19 protein-coding genes are annotated in these 19,124 nt (G+C 58.2%); 12 read left to right on the top strand and 7 right to left on the bottom strand.

From position 1 onward, the window contains the following. Positions 1 to 374, top strand: a 374-nt coding sequence (locus ACTG4M_RS11775) for a 6,7-dimethyl-8-ribityllumazine synthase (protein ID WP_439123856.1), incomplete at its 5' end; no start/stop codon positions are given. 96 nt (positions 375 to 470) lie between these two features. On the opposite strand, the gene ACTG4M_RS11780 is transcribed toward ACTG4M_RS11775, so the two are convergent. From ACTG4M_RS11780 to ACTG4M_RS11805, 6 genes are all read right to left on the bottom strand, one after another. After that, the gene (locus tag ACTG4M_RS11780) at positions 471 to 1,070 is read right to left on the bottom strand and encodes a dihydroxyacetone kinase subunit L (RefSeq protein WP_439123857.1); all 600 of its coding nucleotides are present in this window, start codon (positions 1,068 to 1,070) and stop codon (positions 471 to 473) included. Continuing rightward, on the bottom strand, positions 1,067 to 2,068 hold the full coding sequence (locus ACTG4M_RS11785) for a dihydroxyacetone kinase subunit DhaK (protein WP_439123858.1): 1,002 nt from the start codon (positions 2,066 to 2,068) through the stop codon (positions 1,067 to 1,069). Before ACTG4M_RS11785 ends, ACTG4M_RS11780 begins: the two co-directional genes overlap by 4 nt. A 29-nt stretch (positions 2,069 to 2,097) precedes the next feature. Next, positions 2,098 to 3,108, bottom strand: a complete 1,011-nt coding sequence (locus ACTG4M_RS11790; RefSeq protein WP_439123859.1) for an ABC transporter permease — start codon at positions 3,106 to 3,108, stop codon at positions 2,098 to 2,100. Positions 3,109 to 3,115: 7 nt separating this feature from the next. Next, positions 3,116 to 4,117, bottom strand: a complete 1,002-nt coding sequence (locus tag ACTG4M_RS11795; protein ID WP_439123860.1) for an ABC transporter permease — start codon at positions 4,115 to 4,117, stop codon at positions 3,116 to 3,118. Further along, the gene (locus ACTG4M_RS11800; protein ID WP_439123861.1) at positions 4,114 to 5,610 is read right to left on the bottom strand and encodes a sugar ABC transporter ATP-binding protein; all 1,497 of its coding nucleotides are present in this window, start codon (positions 5,608 to 5,610) and stop codon (positions 4,114 to 4,116) included. Before ACTG4M_RS11800 ends, ACTG4M_RS11795 begins: the two co-directional genes overlap by 4 nt. A gap of 72 nt (positions 5,611 to 5,682) precedes the next feature. Beyond that, positions 5,683 to 6,672 carry an autoinducer 2 ABC transporter substrate-binding protein gene (locus ACTG4M_RS11805; protein WP_439123862.1) on the bottom strand — a complete coding sequence of 330 codons (990 nt, stop codon included), beginning with the start codon at positions 6,670 to 6,672 and terminating at the stop codon, positions 5,683 to 5,685. Between the two features lie 225 nt (positions 6,673 to 6,897). Between ACTG4M_RS11805 and ACTG4M_RS11810 the strand changes: the two genes are divergently transcribed. The 9 genes from ACTG4M_RS11810 (at position 6,898) to ACTG4M_RS11850 (ending at position 17,156) form a co-directional block, all read left to right on the top strand. Further along, entirely contained in the window at positions 6,898 to 7,872 is a 975-nt protein-coding gene (locus tag ACTG4M_RS11810; protein ID WP_439123863.1) for a sugar-binding transcriptional regulator, read from the top strand. 35 nt (positions 7,873 to 7,907) lie between these two features. Then, the gene (locus ACTG4M_RS11815; protein ID WP_439123864.1) at positions 7,908 to 8,720 is read left to right on the top strand and encodes a sugar phosphate isomerase/epimerase family protein; all 813 of its coding nucleotides are present in this window, start codon (positions 7,908 to 7,910) and stop codon (positions 8,718 to 8,720) included. A gap of 22 nt (positions 8,721 to 8,742) precedes the next feature. After that, the gene (locus ACTG4M_RS11820; protein ID WP_439123865.1) at positions 8,743 to 9,759 is read left to right on the top strand and encodes a thiamine pyrophosphate-dependent dehydrogenase E1 component subunit alpha; all 1,017 of its coding nucleotides are present in this window, start codon (positions 8,743 to 8,745) and stop codon (positions 9,757 to 9,759) included. A 2-nt stretch (positions 9,760 to 9,761) separates the two neighbouring features. After that, positions 9,762 to 10,745, top strand: coding sequence for an alpha-ketoacid dehydrogenase subunit beta (locus ACTG4M_RS11825; RefSeq protein WP_439123866.1), 984 nt, complete (start codon positions 9,762 to 9,764; stop codon positions 10,743 to 10,745). Then, positions 10,742 to 11,968: an acetoin dehydrogenase dihydrolipoyllysine-residue acetyltransferase subunit gene (locus ACTG4M_RS11830; protein WP_439123867.1), complete on the top strand. Its 1,227-nt coding sequence runs from the start codon at positions 10,742 to 10,744 to the stop codon at positions 11,966 to 11,968. The genes ACTG4M_RS11825 and ACTG4M_RS11830 overlap by 4 nt, the downstream gene beginning before the upstream one ends. A 35-nt stretch (positions 11,969 to 12,003) precedes the next feature. Beyond that, a complete protein-coding gene (locus ACTG4M_RS11835; RefSeq protein ID WP_439123868.1) occupies positions 12,004 to 13,497 on the top strand; it encodes an FGGY-family carbohydrate kinase in 1,494 nt (497 codons plus the stop codon). Between the two features lie 239 nt (positions 13,498 to 13,736). After that, positions 13,737 to 14,390, top strand: coding sequence for a protein-L-isoaspartate O-methyltransferase family protein (locus ACTG4M_RS11840; RefSeq protein WP_439123869.1), 654 nt, complete (start codon positions 13,737 to 13,739; stop codon positions 14,388 to 14,390). A gap of 51 nt (positions 14,391 to 14,441) precedes the next feature. Continuing rightward, positions 14,442 to 15,851: a TolC family outer membrane protein gene (locus tag ACTG4M_RS11845; protein WP_439123870.1), complete on the top strand. Its 1,410-nt coding sequence runs from the start codon at positions 14,442 to 14,444 to the stop codon at positions 15,849 to 15,851. Positions 15,852 to 15,920: 69 nt separating this feature from the next. After that, positions 15,921 to 17,156 carry a hypothetical protein gene (locus ACTG4M_RS11850; RefSeq protein ID WP_439123871.1) on the top strand — a complete coding sequence of 412 codons (1,236 nt, stop codon included), beginning with the start codon at positions 15,921 to 15,923 and terminating at the stop codon, positions 17,154 to 17,156. A 93-nt stretch (positions 17,157 to 17,249) separates the two neighbouring features. Here ACTG4M_RS11850 and ACTG4M_RS11855 read toward each other — a convergent pair whose 3' ends face one another. Further along, positions 17,250 to 17,573, bottom strand: a complete 324-nt coding sequence (locus ACTG4M_RS11855; protein WP_247080892.1) for a DUF6280 family protein — start codon at positions 17,571 to 17,573, stop codon at positions 17,250 to 17,252. Between the two features lie 215 nt (positions 17,574 to 17,788). On the opposite strand from ACTG4M_RS11855, the gene efp reads away from it, so the two are divergent. Continuing rightward, positions 17,789 to 18,352, top strand: coding sequence for an elongation factor P (gene efp / locus ACTG4M_RS11860; protein ID WP_439123872.1), 564 nt, complete (start codon positions 17,789 to 17,791; stop codon positions 18,350 to 18,352). Between the two features lie 88 nt (positions 18,353 to 18,440). Further along, entirely contained in the window at positions 18,441 to 18,914 is a 474-nt protein-coding gene (locus tag ACTG4M_RS11865) for a GNAT family N-acetyltransferase (RefSeq protein WP_439123873.1), read from the top strand. Positions 18,915 to 19,124 lie beyond the last annotated feature (210 nt).

A 19,124-nucleotide genomic window follows, 5' to 3' on the forward strand; every position in this document is an offset into this window, starting at 1 on the left:
CATTGGTGGGATTTCTTCAGGAAATTCCGAAACAAAGCGTAGATATTTTTGACGTTCCAGGTGCATTCGAAATGCCGTTGCTTGCGCAAGAATTGGCAGGTTCAGGTCGCTATGGTGCAATCATCGCGGCAGCTTTCGTTGTCGATGGAGGAATCTACCGACACGAGTTCGTGGCACAGGCAGTGGTCAATGGTTTGATGCAAGCCGGATTGAAAACTGGCATACCAATTTTGTCCGTTTCACTGACGCCCCATCAATATCAAGACACGGAACATCACAATGCGATCTTCCGCCAAAACTTTGTGAAAAAGGGACAAGAGGCTGCAACTGCCGCGCTTGAGCTAACGAAAACACGCACTGAACGTGCCGCCTAAAATGTATCCGGTGGCGCGCAGGCGCCACCGATCGTCTTCAACCTCATCGGCGCTTTGCCCAGACGGCACGCATGTTCGTACACCAGACGCCAGCCGCTATTGGCCTACCGCTGCCTTCACCACTGATTGCATCGCGAGCATGCCGGGATCGTCCATGCCGATGCTTTTTTCGCCAAAGATCCGGGCTCGGCCCACGGTGGCGGGTTTGTCGCGGAAATCGTCGAGCGCCTGATCGACGGCTTGGGCAGCGGCATTGGCCATTTCGTCTGCCCCGGCGGTGGCACGTGCCACGTAATCCAGGCTGTCGAGCACAGTTTTACCACCAAGCTCGGCTTTGCCCCGCTCTTGCATCTTATCCCGAGCGCCAGCGATGAGATCCGACACTGCGGCCGCGTCGATGTGATCCTGACCGCGCATGGTTTTCGCGGCGCTCATCAGGCCTGTGGCCATCAGCGTGCCGTAGGACGACCCGGACGATTTGGTAAAGGCTTTTGCACATTGAAACAAAGCCATGCCGATGTCATCGGGCAGGTCATCCTTCATGGCACTGATTGCACGCATGCCCCGGGTCATAGTGACGCCAAGGTCTCCGTCACCCAGTGCGCCGTCAGCGGTGTTGAGCATATCAAAGTCGCGCTCCATGGCCGCCGTGATCCGATCCACTGCGGCCAAGAGCATATCGTGGGTGATGGTCATCCAACCCTCCAGAACGCGCAATCGCAGGGGGCGTTAAGCAAGGCTTCCAATTCGTCATCAAGTTTGCACAGGGTGAAGGACACACCTGCCATCTCCATTGATGTCGCATAGCGACCCACCAGCGGCATAACGATCGTGGCGCCTGCACCTTCAAGCCGGGATTTTACCGTCCGGTAAAGAATGTAGAGCTCCTCGGGCGGTGTTGCGCCAAGAGAGTTCACCATCACCGAAACGCGGTCACCGTTGGCGATGGGCATGTCCGCAAAAAGGCGGTCCATCATCTCGCCTGCGATCTGGTCTGCGGTCTGCAACTTGCCGCGCCAGACGCCGGGTTCACCATGGATCCCCATGCCCATTTCCATCTCGTCATCGGCGATCTCGAAAGTCGGCTTGCCGGCCTGTGGCACGGTGCAGGGTGATAGTGCAGCGCCGATAGACCGGCATGCGTCGGCAGCCTTTTGCGCGACGGCTGTCACGGCATCAAGGTCGCGACCCTCCTCGGCAGCGGCCCCGGCCATTTTGAATGCATAGACCATACCCGCGACGCCGCGGCGTTTTTCGGCTTCTTCGGGCGGGGCAGAGGCCACGTCATCGGCCAGCAGAACGGTTGAACAGGTGATGTCCTCGAATTCGACAAGCTCTCCGGCCATGTCAAAGTTCATGACGTCGCCGCCATAGTTGCCATAGAGCCGCAGCACACCCGCGCCGCTGTCGGCGGCACGGATCGCGTCGGCCATCTGTTCAGCTGACGGCGAGGCAAACACGTCACCAATTGCGCAGGCGTCCAGAAGGCCTGCGCCGACATAGCCGGTAAAGACAGGCAGGTGGCCCGACCCGCCGCCCGTGACGATCCCGACCTTGCCATCTTTGCCTGCCGTCGCACGGGCCACGACTTTGCCGCTGTCACCGTGCAGACGGTAGTATTCGGGATGGGCGGCGATCATGCCTTCCAGCATCTCGTCGACATAGGCCTCTGGATTGTTCAGGATCTTTTTCATTTTGTCCTCCTCCCGGTCAGGGGTTTTCTTTATTTTGACGGCTTCAAGCTGCTGCGCACGGCGCTCAGGGCATTGGTGTTGATAACCATCACGATGATCAGCAGCACACCCCAGATCAGTTCTCGTGCAAAATTTGAAACCTGCAGCATGTTCAACCCGCTAGACAGGAATTGCATCGACAAAACGGCCAGCACGACACCAATCACCCGCCCATAGCCGCCATAGGGGTTCACGCCGCCCAAAACCGCGATCAGGACGGCAAGCAGCAAATAGGACGACCCATAGTCGGCCTTTGCTGAATTGGCGCGGCTCATAATGATAAGGCCCGCCACGGACGAAAACATGCCAGCAATCACATAGACCTTGAGCAGCATGCGGTTGATGTCGATGGCAGCATAAAGAGCCGCCAGTGGGTTCGCGCCATACATGGTGACGCGCAATCCGAATGCGGTACGCGTCAGGATAAGGTGTAGTACAACCGCCAGAACCGCAAACAGGATCAGCGGCACCGGAATGCCTATGATTTGTGAATTGCCGATCAGCGCCACGGTGTCGGGAAACCCCATCACCGCGCTGCCGCCCGTCATGGCAATGGCAAAGCCTGTAAACACAAGGCCCGATCCCAGCGTCGCCAGAATGGGCGGCAGGCCGAAAAAAGCCACCAGCGCGCCGTTCAAAAGCCCCGCAACCGCGCCGATACACATCGCCGCCGAGACCGCAAAGGCCAGCCACACCGCAGATTGCGAGGCCGGCATGGACGGATCCGAAAACTGCGTAAGGATCAGCGCCGCCACCACCGCCGACAGGTTGGCGACCCCGACGACCGACAGGTCGATCCCGCCCGTCATCATGGTGATCGTCATGGCCAAGGCTAGAATGGCGAATTCGGGGAACTGAAAGGCCATCGAGGTCAGGTTTTGTGCCGACAGGAACCGGTCAGGTGACAGCACCGCCATCAGTCCGAAGACAAAGACAGCGATGACCATCAACCGGAATTCCGGTGCAGAGGTGATGTCGCGTGAAGTGGTTTGCGTTGTCATATCTGTCTTACCCTGCTCGTGCTGCCGCCTGCTTGGCGCGGTAGGCTGGAACGCCTGTGCCCAAAAGGATCAGGATGCCGATCGTGACGGATTGCCAGGTGGTTGGAATGCCGATGACAATCAGGCTGTTCTGAACGATGACGATAAGCGCTACGCCAAGAAGCGTGCCTGTCAACGTGCCGTAGCCACCGATAAGCCGGGCGCCGCCCAACACCACAGCTGCGATTACCGACAGTTCCAGCCCCACGAGCGAGAACGGGTCGGCCATGCGTCCGACCGAGCCATGGATAATGCCTGCCAATCCCGCCAGAGCACCGACATAGACATAGACGAAAAACTGCGTCCATTTCACGTTGATGCCAATCCGACGGGCGCTTTCGACCGATCCGCCGATGGCATAGATTGACCGGCCCAGCATGGTTTTCTTGAGGATGAACCATGTCAGGACAATCACGAACAACAGTGCCAGTGCGGCCCATGGGATCGAATAGAAATTGCCTGCCTCGGTTGTCCCACGAGCGATCACGCCACGCGAAAAATCGCGCATGGCCGGCGGCAGGTCAGAGATGCGCTGCGAGCCGATAAAGGTCAGGAGAAACCCCCGGAAGATCGACAGGGTGCCAAGGGTCACGATCAGTGTCGGCAATCCCAGATAGGCGAGAAAGCAGCCGTTAAACGCGCCCAAAAGCGCTCCGAACACAACGGAAACCGCAAAAATCAAAGGCCATGGCGCCTCTGGCCATATGGCCAGAAAGAGCACCGTTGACGCATACATTGCAAAGACCGCGATGGCTGTGAAACTCACATCAATCCCGCCGGATACCAGCACCAGCATCGCACCAACGGCCAGAATGCCGATGACGATAGAGGCGCGCAGCAGGTCGGACACGGTGGTGATTGTGAAGAACCGAGGATCAGACAACGTGGCCACGATGCAAAAGAGCGCGATCACTCCGGCAACAAGTGTTTCGTTTCGGGTCCAGAAATCCTTGGGAAGCCAATTGCTCATGATGCCAACCTCTGCGCGAGATCATCTTCGGTCACAGATTTTCCATCAAGCGCGTCGATGATCCGACCGTCGCGCATGACAAGAATGCGGTGGCAGGTGGCCAGCAGTTCCGGCAGGTCATCCGAAATAACGATAATCCCGATCCCCTGACCCGAGAGGTCGCGGATGATGTCGTGGATGTCGGCCTTGGAGCCCACATCGACACCGACGCTGGGCCCGTTCAGGATCAACACTCGTGGCGCGCGGGACAGCCAGCGCGCCAAAGCCACACGCTGTTGGTTGCCGCCTGATAGGGATTGCACCGGTGCGTTTACATCCGGTGCTTTGACCCTAAGCTTCTTGAGCCAGTTAGACGCTTCATCGGCGAGCCCGCTCATATTGAGGAACCCACCACTCGTGTGCGCATCAAGCCGTCCGACGGCGACATTGCGCAAAATGGATTGGCTGAGGAACAGGCCTTCGGTCAGGCGGTCTTCGGGAACGTAGCCGATCCGTGCCATGGATGCCGCTTGCGGATCACCAAGGGCAACTGGTGTGCCGTCAATCGAGATGCTGCCTGCATCTGGTGCAACCAGACCGAACAGCGCTTTGGCGACTGATGTGCGGCCGCATCCCAAAAGCCCGGTGATGCCCAGCACCTCGCCGGTTTTAAGATCGAAATTGATATCTGAAAACGACCCTTCCTTGCTCAGACCTGTGACCTGCATCAACGTCTGCGCACCTGCGATCACGTCACTGGGCGGCACTTCGGGCACGTCACGCCCGGTCATGTGATAGGTCAGGGATTGGGTGTCGAAGTCTGACGCCGGACCTTCGGCTACCTTTTTGCCGTTACGCAGCACGACGACCTTTTCCGACACTTCCAGCACCTCGGCCAGTTTGTGGCTGACAAAGATCACGGCAACGCCTTCTTCCTTGAGCATCCGGATGATGCCTTGCAGGCGGCGTACTTCTTTTTCGGTCAGAGCGGTGGTCGGTTCGTCCATGATAATCAGCTGCGCCTGCGAGGCCAGTGCACGGCAAATCGCAACCAGCTGCTTTTGCGCGACGGGCAGCGATTCAACCCGAGCATCAAGTTCAATTTCGACCCCAATCCGATCAAGCGCTGCGCGGGCAATATCGCGCACGGCGGCTGATTTGAAAAAGCGCTGATGCGTCGAAAGCTGGGTGGCAAACGCGATATTTTCAGCCACGCTTAGGTTCGGAAACAGTGAGAAATCCTGAAAGATCACCATGACACCGGCTGCCGCCGATATACGCGGGTTCAGCGATGTGCGTTCCTGCCCTGCGATGCGAATAGAGCCCTCTGTAGCGGGCTCAACACCGGAAATTATTTTGATAAGGGTCGATTTCCCAGAGCCGTTTTCCCCGGCCAGACAGACCGCTTCTCCGGGCTGGACAGTGAAATCGACAGAGTCGAGCGCTGTGACGCCTGCATACCGCTTGGTGATCGCACGCAGGTCGATAAACGCGGTGTCATGGTCAGAGGACATGAACAACCAACTTGATTTGAGAGTATTCAGAAAACGGGGGCGACCAAACAGCCGCCCCCAGATGTGGAAGGATCAGAACGGGTAGTCGCCCATGTTGTCCTTGTTCACGTTGACCCACGCTTGTCCAAAGATGACCTTTCCGTCCAGCGACACGCTTTCATAGCCAGGCAGACCAAGGTCCATGCCATCCGTCACTGTCTCGCCATTCATGACCATGACGGCCAGCTTGTTCATGGCTTCGCCTGCAACAGCCGGATCCCAGAAGCCGATGCCATCAACGGCGCCGGTCTCAAGGTACTGGCCCGCGATCGAGGGCAGGGACGTGCCAAAGACGCATGTGCCATCTTCCATGCCACGCTCTTCGATGGCGCGACCAATGCCGGCAACGTCCGTCGAGGCCGATCCCTGCATGCCTTTGATGTTCGGGAAGGCGCGCAGGACTTCCTGCGTTTTGGTGTAGGCCTGTTCGGCATCGTCAAACGTTTCGTTCTTGTCACCAACCAGTGTCATGTTGGGATAGTTGGCTTCCTGATGGGCAATCGCTCCATCCACCCACTGGTTATGCGTCTGCGAGGTCAGCGAGCCGACAAAAACCGCGTACTCACCTTCGCCGCCCATGCAGGTGGCCAATTGCTCCATAAGGTTTGCACCGAAGTCTTCGTTCACGAACGCTTCGAGGTCATATGTCGTGTTCTGCTGAGCTGCCGCTTCGTGGGTGATGACGGCAATGCCAGCTTCCATGGCGCGGCCAAGAACGGGTTCCAGCGCCTCGGGGGACATCGGCACCACGGCCAGCGCGTCTACGCCTTGTGCAATCATGTCTTCGATCAGGGCAACCTGTTGTTGCGGGTCGGCTTGGGCTGGACCAACCTGAAACGCATTCATGCCGGATTCCTCGGCGAATTTGTTCACGCCTTCTTCCATGCGGTTGAACCATTGAATGCCAGCGATCTTGACCACTGTTGCGATATTCTTCGAATGGCCATCCGCAACGGCCTGTGTGCCGAGAAACGCCGTCGAGGCAATTGCTGCGCTCGCCAAGAGTTTGAATTTCGTTTTCATTGTTTTCCTCCCTTTGCCCGTCGAAGCGGGTCGCTATCCACGCGAACGGATCAACCGTCGCTGCAGAAAAAATCGTGACATTGCACAGATTTAGGTGGAATTTTTACCTTACCACAAACTGTGCTTCTAACACTTGTGCATTGACTGCACGTTTGTGACTATATAAATGCTTCACCCGGGGTCAAGCCACTTTGTCGCAGGATTTTGGGAGGAACATGGTAGTCAATGCTGATGCACAAACGCCATCCCGATGACGATATCGCGCAGGCGGCGTGGCTGTATTACGTTGGCAATCTAAGTCAGCAAGAGGTCAGCAAACGGCTTGGTGTTTCGCGCTTCAAGGTGCTGCGGATGCTGGCAGATGCTCGAGAACAAGGTCTCGTTCGAATCTCTGTCGAGCATCGCACGGCACGCACGCTTGCCTTGGCCGATAAGCTGGTCGAGGCGTTCAGCCTGCAAGAAGCACAAGTTGCGCCTGTCGAGAGTGCAAAGGATGATGACGAGATAGCCCGCAACTCGGTGGCGATTTTGGCCAGCGGGTATCTTGCACGGATCGCCAGCTCCGACACACCGGTAACCGTGGGACTTGGCTGGGGGCGTACCTTGTCGTCCATGGCCGACAATCTGACGGGTGTCCGCAACTCCGATCTGACCTTTGTGTCTTTGATGGGGTCGGTGACCTATGCATCGCACACCGCACCGGGCGATGTTTGCGTTCGGCTGGCCGCGCAGACCGGTGGACGAGCAATTCTGCTGCCGGCGCCATTTGTGGCTGACAGCGCACAGGCCTGTGAGAACATTCTTTCACAGCGCCTGGTCCGAGACGCCATTGATGTCGCGCGTGGCGCTGATCACGCCTTGATGAGCGTTGGCGAATGCTGCGAAGGGGCCATCCTTTTCGACAGTGACATCTTCAGCGCCGAGCAAATCCAAGAACTGCGTGATGCCGACGTGGTTGGAGACTGCTGTGGCGTTTTCTATAGGTCAGACGGCACTGTCGCGGATATCGAACTGAACCGTTGTACACCCTGTGTGCAGCCCTCAGACATGGAAGACATGGACACTGTTTTGCTTGCCGGTGGGGCGGGAAAACTGACCGCGACACTCGCAGTTTTGCGGGCTGGATTTGTGAAAAAACTGTTGGTGGATGAAGGTCTGGCCGTCGCGCTGCTGTCCGCCAGTGAAGACCGGAGAGTGTGATGGAAGGGTTTGGCGTACATACCAGCATGTGGACCATGACATGGGACCAACCGGGATGCGAAAAGGCGGTGGCAAAGGCCAAGTCCTATGGCATGGATTTCCTTGAGATCGCCTTGCTTGATCCACCCAACGTAGACGCCGCCCACAGCCGCAGGGTGCTTGAGGCAGCCCAGATGCGCGCTGTCTGTTCGCTGGGGCTGCCGCAAGAATTCTGGGCGTCGCAAAATCCAGATGGTGCGGTTGGTTTCCTCACCGAGGCTTTGAATAAATGCGCAGCTATGGGGGCAGAGGCACTGTCAGGCGTCGTCTATGGCGGGATCGGAGAACGGTCGGGCCAGCCGCCGACGCAAGCCGAGTTGGACAACGTTGCCGATGCGCTGGGCCGCGCTGCCAAACATGCCAAATCGCTTGGGCTTTTGTTCGGTATTGAACCGGTCAACCGCTATGAGACGCACCTGTTGAACACCGGCTGGCAAGCAGTTGAAATGATTGAGCGGATCGGTGTGGACAACATGTTTGTTCATCTCGACACGTATCATATGAACATCGAGGAAAAGGGCATCGCGCAAGGCATCATCGATGCACGCGAGCACCTGAGGTACATACATTTGTCCGAGTCTGACCGCGGCACGCCCGGTGCAGGCACCATCGCGTGGGACGAGATTTTCAGCGCCTTGAGGGCGGTTGGGTTCAAGGGCGGTCTGGCGATGGAGAGCTTTATCAATATGCCACCCGAGATCGCTGTTGGGCTGTCCGTCTGGCGCCCCGTTGCCTCGGGCGAGGCCGAGGTAATGGAAAACGGTTTACCCTTCTTGCGCAACAAAGCGCGTCAATACGGCCTCATCTGACGGAACCCGGGAGACCACCAGTATGAAGAACACTTCGCTGCCGCAGCTGTACGAAGACATGCGCCGCGTGCGAACCTTTGAAGAGCGTGTCGGAGAGCTGTTCGTGCGTGGGCAATCTGCGGGTTCAATGTTGCACTTATCGATTGGTGAGGAAAGCGCTGCAGTAGGAGTCTGTGCCCAGATGCGCGATGGCGATACGTTCACAACGCATCACCGGGGGCACGGTATTTTTCTTGCGCGAGGGGCTGATCCGAACCGGATGATGGCCGAGATTGCAGGCAAGGAAAGCGGCTATTGCCATGGCAAGGGCGGCTCTATGCACATTGCAGACATGGGGCTTGGTCACCTCGGTGCCAACGCCATTGTCGGCGGCGGCATACCGGCTGTTGTAGGCGCAGGCCTGTCGGCACGGCACAAGAAGAACGGCGCGATTTCGGTGGCGTTTTTTGGCGATGGCGCGACCGGGCAGGGCATTCTGTATGAAAGTATGAACATGGCCGCGCTTTGGAAATTGCCGGTGATGTTCGTCTGCATCAACAACCAATACGGTATGGGAACACGCATCGACCAAGCGACGGCCAACCCGAACCTGCATGAACGCGCAGCGGCGTTTGGTCTGGCGGCGCGCACTGTTGACGGACTTGAGGTTGAAGATGTGTCGGATGCCGCGGCCGAACTGATTGACGGCGCGCGAGAGGGCAAACCCGCGTTTTTGGCGGTCGATTGCTACCGGTTTTTTGGCCATGCCCGCAAAGACAAATCCCCGTATCGCGATGAGGCGGAAGAGGAACAGGGCCGCAAGAAAGACCCGGTTCTTCGGGCACGCGACAAGCTGGCATCAAGCGGGTTGATGTCGGATGTAGACCTTGATGCACTTGACGAAAAAGTGGCCGGTGAAATGGACGCGTCGATTGACTTTGCCGTCGCCGGGAAAGAACCGCAGATGCAATCCATGTTCCGCGATGTCTACGATCCGTCCCAGCCTGAACCCGAACCTGTGCGCACCCGTCTTGACCGCGTTCTTGCGCAGGAGGTGTGACAATGGCTGTGCAGGAAACAACCTATCGCGACGCGTTGCGTCTGGCTTTGACCGAAGCGATGACCGCCGATGACAGCGTCATTGTCATGGGCGAAGAGGTGGGCCGCTATGGCGGAGCCTATGGGGTCACCAAAGACCTGATCAAAGAGTTTGGCGCAGAGCGCGTGATCGATACCCCGATTTCAGAGCCAGCCATTGTCGGTGCGGCCGTTGGGGCGGCCATGACGGGTCTGCGTCCGGTGGCCGAGCTGATGTATGTGGATTTCATCGGGATGACGATGGACCAACTGGCCAATCAAGCGGCCAAGATTCGCTACATGTTCGGTGGTCAGATCGGTGTGCCGATGGTTCTGCGAACGCAGGGCGGCACAGGTCGGTCAGCCGGGGCACAACACAGCCAAAGCCTTGAAGGCTATGTGATGCACACGCCGGGTTTGCGCCTTGCCATGCCTGCAACAGTCGAAGACGCGTATCATCTTTTGCGGCAATCCCTGCGACAGCCCGATCCGGTGGTCTTTATCGAGCACAAAGGGCTTTATACGATGAAGGGCAGCCTTGATCCCGATGCAGAGCCGGCAAGTTGGGGCAAGGCCAAAGTGTTGCGCAAGGGGGCCGACCTCGTGATTGTCACGTATTCGCGGCAGGTGCATTTTGCGCTGGCGGCGGCTGAGACCTTGGCGGCGTCACATGGGATCGAGGTCACCGTCGTTGATCTGCGCACGCTCAATCCGTTGGATTTCGATACGATCCGTCCGCTGGTCGAAGCTGCTGGACGGGCGATGGTGGTGTCTGAAGGGGTGATGACCTCGGGTGTTGCAGCCGAACTATCGGCGCGGGTCACGGAAGAATGCTTCGACTTCCTCGAAGACCCGGTGGTGCGTGTTGCAGGCGAGGACATCCCGATCTCGGTCTCACCTTTGCTAGAGCAAAATTCAGTACCCACACCTGAACTTATCGTCGAGACAGCCAAAAAGATGTTCGCATGAGCAGTTCTACCAAACTGACCTTGCCGATGCCGCGCTTGGGCGAGACGATGGACGAGGGCACCATCGCCGAATGGCTGGTGGAGCCCGGCCAGAGCTTTAAACGGGGCGATCCTTTGCTTGAGGTCGAGACCGACAAAACCATGGTCGAATATCCCGCGCTTGGGGATGGTACCCTGGTGGAAACGCTTGTTGCGGCAGGCGATGTGGTTGAGGTAGGCACACCGATCGCCGTTATCGAAACGGTTGATACATGGGAAGGGATCGGTGGCCCGGACGCCGCGCAGGGTGAGGCGCCGGGCGCGTCGGAACAGCCCGCACCGGACCGAGTATCGGAGCCAATCCGCTCGGCTGAGATGTCTCGGTTGCGTGCGACCCCATTGGCGCGGCGGATCGCTAAGCAAAACGGGATCGCGCTTGATAAGGTGACCGGTACAGGGCGGCGCGGCCGGATTGAGGCCGATGATGTCCGGGCCCTAGAGGGGGCAGCCGCGCCAACGCGGGTGGTTCGCACCGGCGTCACGGCGACTGCACCTGTCTATTGTGTCCACGGATTTGCCGGATTGGGCTCTAACTGGGCAGCGTTGCGCGCCGTCTTGCAACGTGCGGGCCTTAAAACCAATGCGCCAGATTTGCCCGGCCACGGGCGCAACACGGTCGATGCGGAAGATATTGGTTCACTGGTGGATTGGCTGGTTTCAGACCTGCAAGGACAGCCTGAACCGGTGCACCTTGTTGCCCATTCTCTCGGGGCGCATGTGGCTGTCAAAGCGGCGTTGCAGGACACGTCAAATGTGGCCCAAGTCACGTTGATTGCCCCGGCAGGATGCGGCATCGACATCAACGGCGTGTTCCTCAACGGCATGGCATCGGCACCCGGGGCTGGAGAGCTTGCACACCTGATGCGACTGTTGGGCACTAAGGCGGCCCAGCTGGACAGCGCAGCGCTTAATGCATTGGCGCAGGACCTGAAAGGGTACCGACTTTGCGCATTGGCTGATGCGGCGGTGCGCGGCGACAGCCAGCGCATTGATACAATTGGTCCGATGCGGACGCTTGCCGCGCAGATGCCGGTTCGGGCAGTCTTTGGTTTGGCTGACCGGATCATTCCACGCGAACACGCGTTCCACTTGCCGCCCGCAGTGGCCTGCCACATGGTTGAGGCCGGACACATGCCGCACTGGGACGCAACCGAGGAGGTCGCGGCAATTATCGCGGCCCAGTGACTTAAGCATAAGACTGACTGAGGGAGGACGGGACTTTGGCATATTTTCTGGCAGCAGATGGTGGCACCGAAAGCCTGCGCGTTCGGATTTATGACGTGCACGGCACGTGCTTGGCTTCACATGCCGAACCCTATGAGACGGTCTTTTCTGCGGGCGCGCGGGCCGAACAAAACCCCGAGGATTGGTGGACAAGCCTATGCAAGGCGACCCGTGCCTGCCTGACCGAGGCCGGGATTTCCGGTGACCAGATCGAGGCAATGGCCTATGCCACCACTTGCTGCACAGTTGTTGCTTTGGACAAGGCTGGTAAGCCGCTGCGCCCGGCCTTGTTGTGGATGGATGTGCGGGCTGACAAAGAAGCCGAGGCGGTGCTTGCCACCGGCGACAGCCGTCTGCGCCTGAATTCAGATGGGGCGGGGCCGGTATCGGCGGAATGGATGATTCCCAAGGCACTCTGGATCAAGCGCAACGAACCCGATGTCTATGATGCGGCAGCCACGATTTGCGAATATCAGGATTACCTGACGTTGCGCCTCACGGGCGAACGCTGCGCGTCTCTCAACAATGTCGGTTTGCGCTGGCACTATGCCAACCGCGATGGTGGCTGGGCCGAAAGCCTCGTGACGGCCCTTGGCATGGGCGATTTGGTTGAAAAGTGGCCTTCGCGCGTCGCAGCCCCCGGTGAAGTCGTCGGTAACCTGACGCCGGATGCCGCCGAGTCGTTGGGCCTGAGCACGCGGACCAAACTGGTGCAGGGTGGGGCGGATGCGCTTATCGGGATGATCGGCCTGGGCGTGTCAAAGCCGGGGCAGCTTTGCCTGATCACCGGGTCGTCGCATTTGCAATTCGGCGTGACGGAGCAGCCGTTTCATGCGCCGGGCATGTGGGGGGCCTATGCGGATATTGTCTATCCAGACCGCTACATCATCGAAGGAGGACAGACCTCGACAGGATCGATCATCAACTGGTTGCGCCGCTTTGTCGGCGGCGACTTGGATCTTGATGAGATGAACCGCAAGGCGGCAGAGCTACCCCCTGGGTCCGAGGGTCTGATCGTGCAGGACCATTTCCAGGGCAACCGCACCCCTTATACCGACGCCCAGTCGCGGGGTGCGATCACCGGTCTGACACTGGCGCACGAGCCACATCACGTCTTTCGTGCGATCATAGAAGGCATTTCGATGGGCACCCGCGCCATTTTGGATTCATTTGCCAAGGGCGGCTATGAGGGCAGCGAAATGGTGGCGGGCGGAGGGGCAACGAACTCCGATCTCTTTATGCAAATCCACGCTGACACGGCTGGGATCCCGGTGCGTATCCCTGAATCGACAGACGGGCCGACCCTCGGCTCGGCAATTCTCGCTGCCCATGGTGCGGGGCACTTTGCGAGCATCGACGACGGGATTGCCGCGATGGTGAAACCAGGGCGGGTGATCGAACCAAACCCAAAGGCTGTTCAAGAATACGAAGATATCTACGCACGCTACCTTGCGATTTATCCCGCCCTTCGAGGCGCGCTTGCACGGTAATTTGCCATGCTGCGGCAGCAGGGTGCGACCCGGCGCGGCTCCCATCCCCGTCACGCTCTGAAGTTTGGTAACATGTGCGTGGGGCTCACAATCAAGTTCTCGCTCTAGGGGGCATCAAGCCGATACCGTATGTTTAATTCTATACGGGATGTGGCAGTATTTCGCGCGTTCTGCACATTGCTGAAACTGGTCAGCTGTGGCAGAAGTCTAGCTGAAAACTGAACGGATGAGTTTAGCCAATGACAGACTTTGCTGCCCGCCGGACCATGATGGTCGATACGCAGGTGCGTCCTTCTGATGTGACCAAGTTTCCGATCATCGACGCGATGCTGTCGGTGCCGCGCGAACTGTATGTGCCGCGCGAACAGGCGGAAGCTGCGTATATCAGCGAGAATGTTCCAATTGCACCCGGGCGCGTGGTGCTTGAGCCGCGCACGCTGAGCAAAATCCTTGATGGGTTGAATATAGAAGCCGACGAACTGGTTCTCGATATCGGGGCGGGCTATGGCTATTCGTCTGCGGTTGTGGCGCATATGGCCGAAGCGGTGGTTGCGGTAGAAGACGACGAAACGCTGGCCGGTGAAGCGCAAACCATCCTGTCGGAACAGGGGGCGGACAATGTCATTCTGCATGTGGGGCCACTGACCGAAGGGGCGTCTCAGCACGGGCCCTACGATGTGATTCTCATTCAGGGGGCTGTCGAACAAGTCCCTGATGCGATCCTTAATCAACTCAAGGAAGGTGGCCGGATTGGATGTCTCTTTATGGAAGGGGCATTGGGCGTTGTCAGAATCGGCTACAAGATTGATGGTGACCTGACATGGCGCTTTGCGTTCAACGCGTCGGCGCCAGTGTTGCCGGGGTTTGCCAAGGAAGCCGCTTTCACATTGTAGGCGCCGAGCATCGCAATAGATAAAAATCGACAGGTTTAGGGGACAGCAGGAATGGCGAAACGGATGAAACTGGCTGCGGTCGCAGTTGCGCTGGGTCTTGCGGTGGCGGCACCCATGGCCAAGGCTGAGACATTGGCCGACGCCATGATCGGAGCCTACAATACCAGCGGACTTCTTGAGCAGAACCGCGCCGTTCTTCGTGCTGCTGACGAAGATGTCGCGCAAGCCATGTCCGCGCTGCGGCCCGTGATCTCGTGGTCGGCCGATGCGACGCGCCAATTCGGTACAACCCGCAGCGCGTCAACGAGCAACACCATTGTTGATACTGTATCGAATACGATTTCCGCCAGCCTGATTGCTGAACTGACAGTGTTCGACAACGGCCAGAACAAGCTGTCTATTGATACTGCAAAAGAGGCGGTTCTGGGTACACGCCAACAGTTGGTGTCAATCGAACAGCAGGTGCTTTTGTCCGCTGTAGAAGCCTATCTCGAAGTCCGACGCGCGATTGAAAACGTGGCTTTGCGGGAAAACAACGTACGTCTGATTACCCAGGAATTGCGCGCGGCACAGGAACGGTTCGAAGTGGGTGAAGTCACCCGCACCGACACCTCTCTTGCCGAAGCGCGCCTTGCCGCGTCGCGCAGCCAGCTGGCCGCAGCCGAGGGCGCGTTGACCGTTGCACGTGAACAGTATCTGGCCATCGTCGGGCGCTTGCCTGGCCGGCTTAATCCCCTGACAAATTTACCCAATCTACCGGGTTCGGTGGATGCGGCCAAAGCGATGGCGGTCCGCAGCCATCCACAGGTCAAATCGGTTCAACATCAGGTTGCTGCTGCGGAATTGAACATCCTTCGCGCCGAAGCTGCAATGAAGCCAACGGTGCGTCTGGCGGGCCGTCTGACAGTCACGGAAGGCCTTGATTCTGAACGCTTTACGCGCGGGGGCTCCATTGGGATTGAGGCCGGTGGCCCGATTTATCAGGGTGGGCGTCTGACCTCCTTGGTGCGTCAGGCGATGGCGAATCGCGACTCGGCCCGGGGTCAGTTGCATCAGGTTATCGACCAAGTGTCGCAGAACGTCGGTAACGCCTATGCGCAGCTACGGATCGCTCGCGCCAGCCTGGAATCGACCGACCGTCAGGTGCGTGCAGCAACCGTTGCCTTCCGTGGCGTGCGCGAAGAGGCGGCTTTGGGTGCCCGGACGACATTGGACGTATTGAACGCTGAGCAGGAATTGCTAAACGCCCGGTCTGCACGGATTTCCGCACAGGTGGACGAAGGCATTGCGGCGTACCGGGTGCTGTCGACCATTGGTCAACTGACGGCTACGGACTTGCGGCTCAACGTGCAGCAATACGACCCGGTGAGCTATTACAACCTTGTCAAAGACGGCCCGATACCGAAAAGTAAGCAGGGCCAGCAGCTTGACCGTGTTCTCAAGTCACTAGGAAAAAACTAAGTTTTTCCTCATCTGTTGTGTGAAACGCGCGGCCGAGCTACTCTGCGTCCGAGGTAGTAGTGGTGAACCATGTCTGATCCCGTGACAAACGTGGAAATTGAGGACGTTCTGACGTCAATTCGTAAACTTGTCTCCGAAGAGACAAGAAAGCCTCCTGCTGCGCGCGCGCCTGAGAAACCGGGGCGTCGTGTCCTGACAGCGGCGCAGCGCGTCAAAGACGATGAACCCGCACAAACAACGCCATCCGAACCCGTTCTTCTGACCCAGCCGATCAACGCGGTTCCAGATCACCCTGCTGAGCGGTCTATCGATGAAATCCCGGGCAATGCCCGACTTGCTGATTTTGGTGAGGTCGAAGGCGCGTTTCCAGATATCGATGCTTTTGATCCTGAGGTCGAAGCGCCGCAGGCGGAAGTTGACACGTATCCAGAGCCAGAGACCAAAGCACCAGAGGCTGACGACGATTGGACCGCAGAAGATGATGACTGGTCAAATGACGACGAAGACACCGCTGACCGCAGCGAACTGAATCGCCTGATCGAAGAAGAGGTGAGCGCGGCACTGGGTCTGTCAGAAGACGATGTGGCCGAAGACGACTCTGAATATGCGCCATCCGGCGATCACGCTGATCAAGAGCAAAGCCTCGATTGGTCTGACGTTGAGCCGGACGATAGCTACGACGATTTCCTTGATGCAGCAGAAGACGAGGCCGCTGAGACCTCAGCCAGTGACGAAAGCACGGATGAGGCGACAGCGGACACGTATTGGGACGTGCCAGACGACGACATGCACGATCCGGAACCAGAGGTCCAAACGCCGCCCGAACCACCTCAAACGCTTGAGGACAAAGTCGCAGCGCTTGGCCGACTTGTGGCTCGCGACAGCGAAGAGTTCGAAGAAGAGCGTGATCGTCCCGATGCTGACGATCTGGCCGCCGCGACAGAGCCGATGGCATGGCCTGACGCCGCGCCGTTTGAACATGTTGAAGAAGAGCCGGTCGCGACCGGATCAAACGTGCTGCACGCACAAGACGCGTGGCCACAGCCGCAGACCTATCAATCTCAGACCGAACCCGAGGCTGAGCCTGCGCAGCAACAGCCTGGACCGACCGACACAGCGCTTCAGACGCTTGAAGAAGAACATGGTCCAGCGCTTGAGATTGACGAGGAAACTCTGCGCCTGATGGTTGTTGATATCGTGCGACAGGAACTGCAAGGCGCGCTTGGCGAACGGATCACGCGCAACGTGCGCAAACTTGTACGCCGAGAAATCCATCGGATGTTGATATCGCAGGATTTCGACTAACGCGGCGCGTTTTTGGGTAAACACCCCTTAGCACCATTCACAAAACAGAAAACGCGCCCCCAGGGACGCGTTTTTCCGTTTATGTGAAGCAGTTTAGGCTGCTTCTGCCTGTTGAGCAGCAGCATTGCGGCGCTCGCTCTCTTCGCGCGACAGCGCAACAGAAGTACGAACACCTTTGCCAACGAACTCCATCAGCCCCGAGACAACGCGCTCGTTCGGGTCGATGCCCGCGCAGCTGAGCACCTCGCGCCCATCGCGGGACCGCGCCCAACGCGCAATCTGCTCAGGCCCGTTGCCATATTTCTTGTCATCTGCGATCGCGTCATCCAACGCGGCGAGCACAACGGCGGCAAACAGTTTGCGCGCGCGATTGCCTTGCTCTGCATTGAAGGCGGTACCGTCAACGAAATCTTTCATGATCCGTCCTGTGATTATTGCTCTTGTGTTTTCCGGCGTGAAGCTGCTTATGGCGCATTCCAGACGATTCGGATACCCTAGATTTGCATACCTTTTATGCAAAAGATGCATGGCTTCTCCGGTGTGCGGCGCGAAATCTGGTTGTCTGGACAGTGTATCATCACCCAGATATAGGGGCGGTCAACGTTTGATCAACCTTTTGACAGAGTTTTGCCATGCCCAAAATCAACGGTAACGAAATCCGCCCCGGTAACGTTCTGGAACACAATGACGGTCTCTGGGCCGCTGTGAAGGTCGACCATGTGAAGCCCGGCAAGGGTGGCGCATTTGCTCAGGTCGAAATGAAGAACCTGCGCAACGGGTCGAAACTGAATGAACGCTTCCGCTCGGCCGACAAGGTCGAGCGTGTGCGGCTCGAGCAAAAGGACATGCAGTTTCTCTATGAGACCGATGGCATGCTCGTATTCATGGACACCGAGACCTACGATCAGGTTGAACTGCCCGCCGACATTCTTGGTGAACGCCGCCCGTTCCTGCAGGACGGCATGACCATCGTCGTTGAATTCCACGAGTCCGAGGCACTGAACGCATCGCTTCCGCAAAAGGTCACCTGCAAGATCGAAGAGACCGAGCCGGTCGTCAAAGGTCAGACCGCCGCCAACAGCTTTAAACCGGCGATCCTGGATAATGGGGTTAAGGTAATGGTGCCGCCATTTGTGGGACAGGACGAGATGATCGTCGTAAACACCGAAACTATGGAATATTCCGAGCGCGCCTGACCTCGGGGCCCGCGCGCACATCCCCCCGAAACGCCGGGGGACAACAGGAATAAACAAGGCCTCCGGCATCAGCCAGGAGGCCTTTTTGATGCATACTCTGACCAAAGATGACATTCCCGACATACTGCCCCTCTTTCGGGCGCTGCACCGGCATCATGTTGCGGCATTGCCGGACAGATTTCATGATGATGGAACTGATTCCCAATTTGCCGACCATCTGGCGCAGCTTTTCGACAGTGACGGCGCTGCACTTGGCGTGCGGGTTGACGGCGCGCTGGTCGCGTATGCGCTGTTTGTTATTCAGAATCGAGCCGCAGACGCGTTTCGGCACTCTGTCAGGCGCGGATATCTTGAACATATCTTTGTCGCAGAGGTGCATCGCAAGGCGGGTCATGCCACGGCGATGATCGCGGCGATGGAAGCCCGGATTGTGGGTCAGGGGATCCCTGTCTGGACGGCAACGCATTATCCGTTCAACTCGCGCATTGCGGGTGCGTTTTCGGCTGTTGGCGCAAATGTGGACCTTATTCGGGTCAGCAAGCCTGTCGATGGCGTGCAATAATTCCTGGCCCCGAACGCACCGTTGTCCTGTCGTTAACCGTAGCAGCGTCATACACCACGCACGGTGCGCACCGTGCGGGACGGGTCACTCCCATGCCGCAATACCATGTGACACAGATTCTCTCATACGCTGGAAGGCTGATCATGAGAGACCGGTCTCCGTACAGGCTTGGGCCACCCCCAAGTACAGGTCGCGCGTTGAATCGCGGAT

It is taken from the genome of Marivita sp. (assembly GCF_965656765.1).
Lineage (GTDB): Bacteria > Pseudomonadota > Alphaproteobacteria > Rhodobacterales > Rhodobacteraceae > Marivita.

What these genes read in the sequence shown, in the direction of transcription:
- ACTG4M_RS11825 (WP_439123866.1), top strand. Translation starts at nt 9,762, where the DNA reads ATGGCTGTGCAGGAAACAACCTATCGCGACGCGTTGCGTCTGGCTTTG.
- ACTG4M_RS11795 (WP_439123860.1), bottom strand. Translation starts at nt 4,117, where the DNA reads ATGAGCAATTGGCTTCCCAAGGATTTCTGGACCCGAAACGAAACACTT.
- ACTG4M_RS11865 (WP_439123873.1), top strand. Translation starts at nt 18,441, where the DNA reads ATGCATACTCTGACCAAAGATGACATTCCCGACATACTGCCCCTCTTT.
- ACTG4M_RS11785 (WP_439123858.1), bottom strand. Translation starts at nt 2,068, where the DNA reads ATGAAAAAGATCCTGAACAATCCAGAGGCCTATGTCGACGAGATGCTG.
- ACTG4M_RS11810 (WP_439123863.1), top strand. Translation starts at nt 6,898, where the DNA reads ATGCTGATGCACAAACGCCATCCCGATGACGATATCGCGCAGGCGGCG.
- ACTG4M_RS11790 (WP_439123859.1), bottom strand. Translation starts at nt 3,108, where the DNA reads ATGACAACGCAAACCACTTCACGCGACATCACCTCTGCACCGGAATTC.
- ACTG4M_RS11845 (WP_439123870.1), top strand. Translation starts at nt 14,442, where the DNA reads ATGGCGAAACGGATGAAACTGGCTGCGGTCGCAGTTGCGCTGGGTCTT.
- ACTG4M_RS11800 (WP_439123861.1), bottom strand. Translation starts at nt 5,610, where the DNA reads ATGTCCTCTGACCATGACACCGCGTTTATCGACCTGCGTGCGATCACC.
- ACTG4M_RS11815 (WP_439123864.1), top strand. Translation starts at nt 7,908, where the DNA reads ATGACATGGGACCAACCGGGATGCGAAAAGGCGGTGGCAAAGGCCAAG.
- ACTG4M_RS11830 (WP_439123867.1), top strand. Translation starts at nt 10,742, where the DNA reads ATGAGCAGTTCTACCAAACTGACCTTGCCGATGCCGCGCTTGGGCGAG.
- ACTG4M_RS11850 (WP_439123871.1), top strand. Translation starts at nt 15,921, where the DNA reads ATGTCTGATCCCGTGACAAACGTGGAAATTGAGGACGTTCTGACGTCA.
- ACTG4M_RS11820 (WP_439123865.1), top strand. Translation starts at nt 8,743, where the DNA reads ATGAAGAACACTTCGCTGCCGCAGCTGTACGAAGACATGCGCCGCGTG.
- ACTG4M_RS11855 (WP_247080892.1), bottom strand. Translation starts at nt 17,573, where the DNA reads ATGAAAGATTTCGTTGACGGTACCGCCTTCAATGCAGAGCAAGGCAAT.
- efp (WP_439123872.1), top strand. Translation starts at nt 17,789, where the DNA reads ATGCCCAAAATCAACGGTAACGAAATCCGCCCCGGTAACGTTCTGGAA.
- ACTG4M_RS11805 (WP_439123862.1), bottom strand. Translation starts at nt 6,672, where the DNA reads ATGAAAACGAAATTCAAACTCTTGGCGAGCGCAGCAATTGCCTCGACG.
- ACTG4M_RS11840 (WP_439123869.1), top strand. Translation starts at nt 13,737, where the DNA reads ATGACAGACTTTGCTGCCCGCCGGACCATGATGGTCGATACGCAGGTG.
- ACTG4M_RS11780 (WP_439123857.1), bottom strand. Translation starts at nt 1,070, where the DNA reads ATGACCATCACCCACGATATGCTCTTGGCCGCAGTGGATCGGATCACG.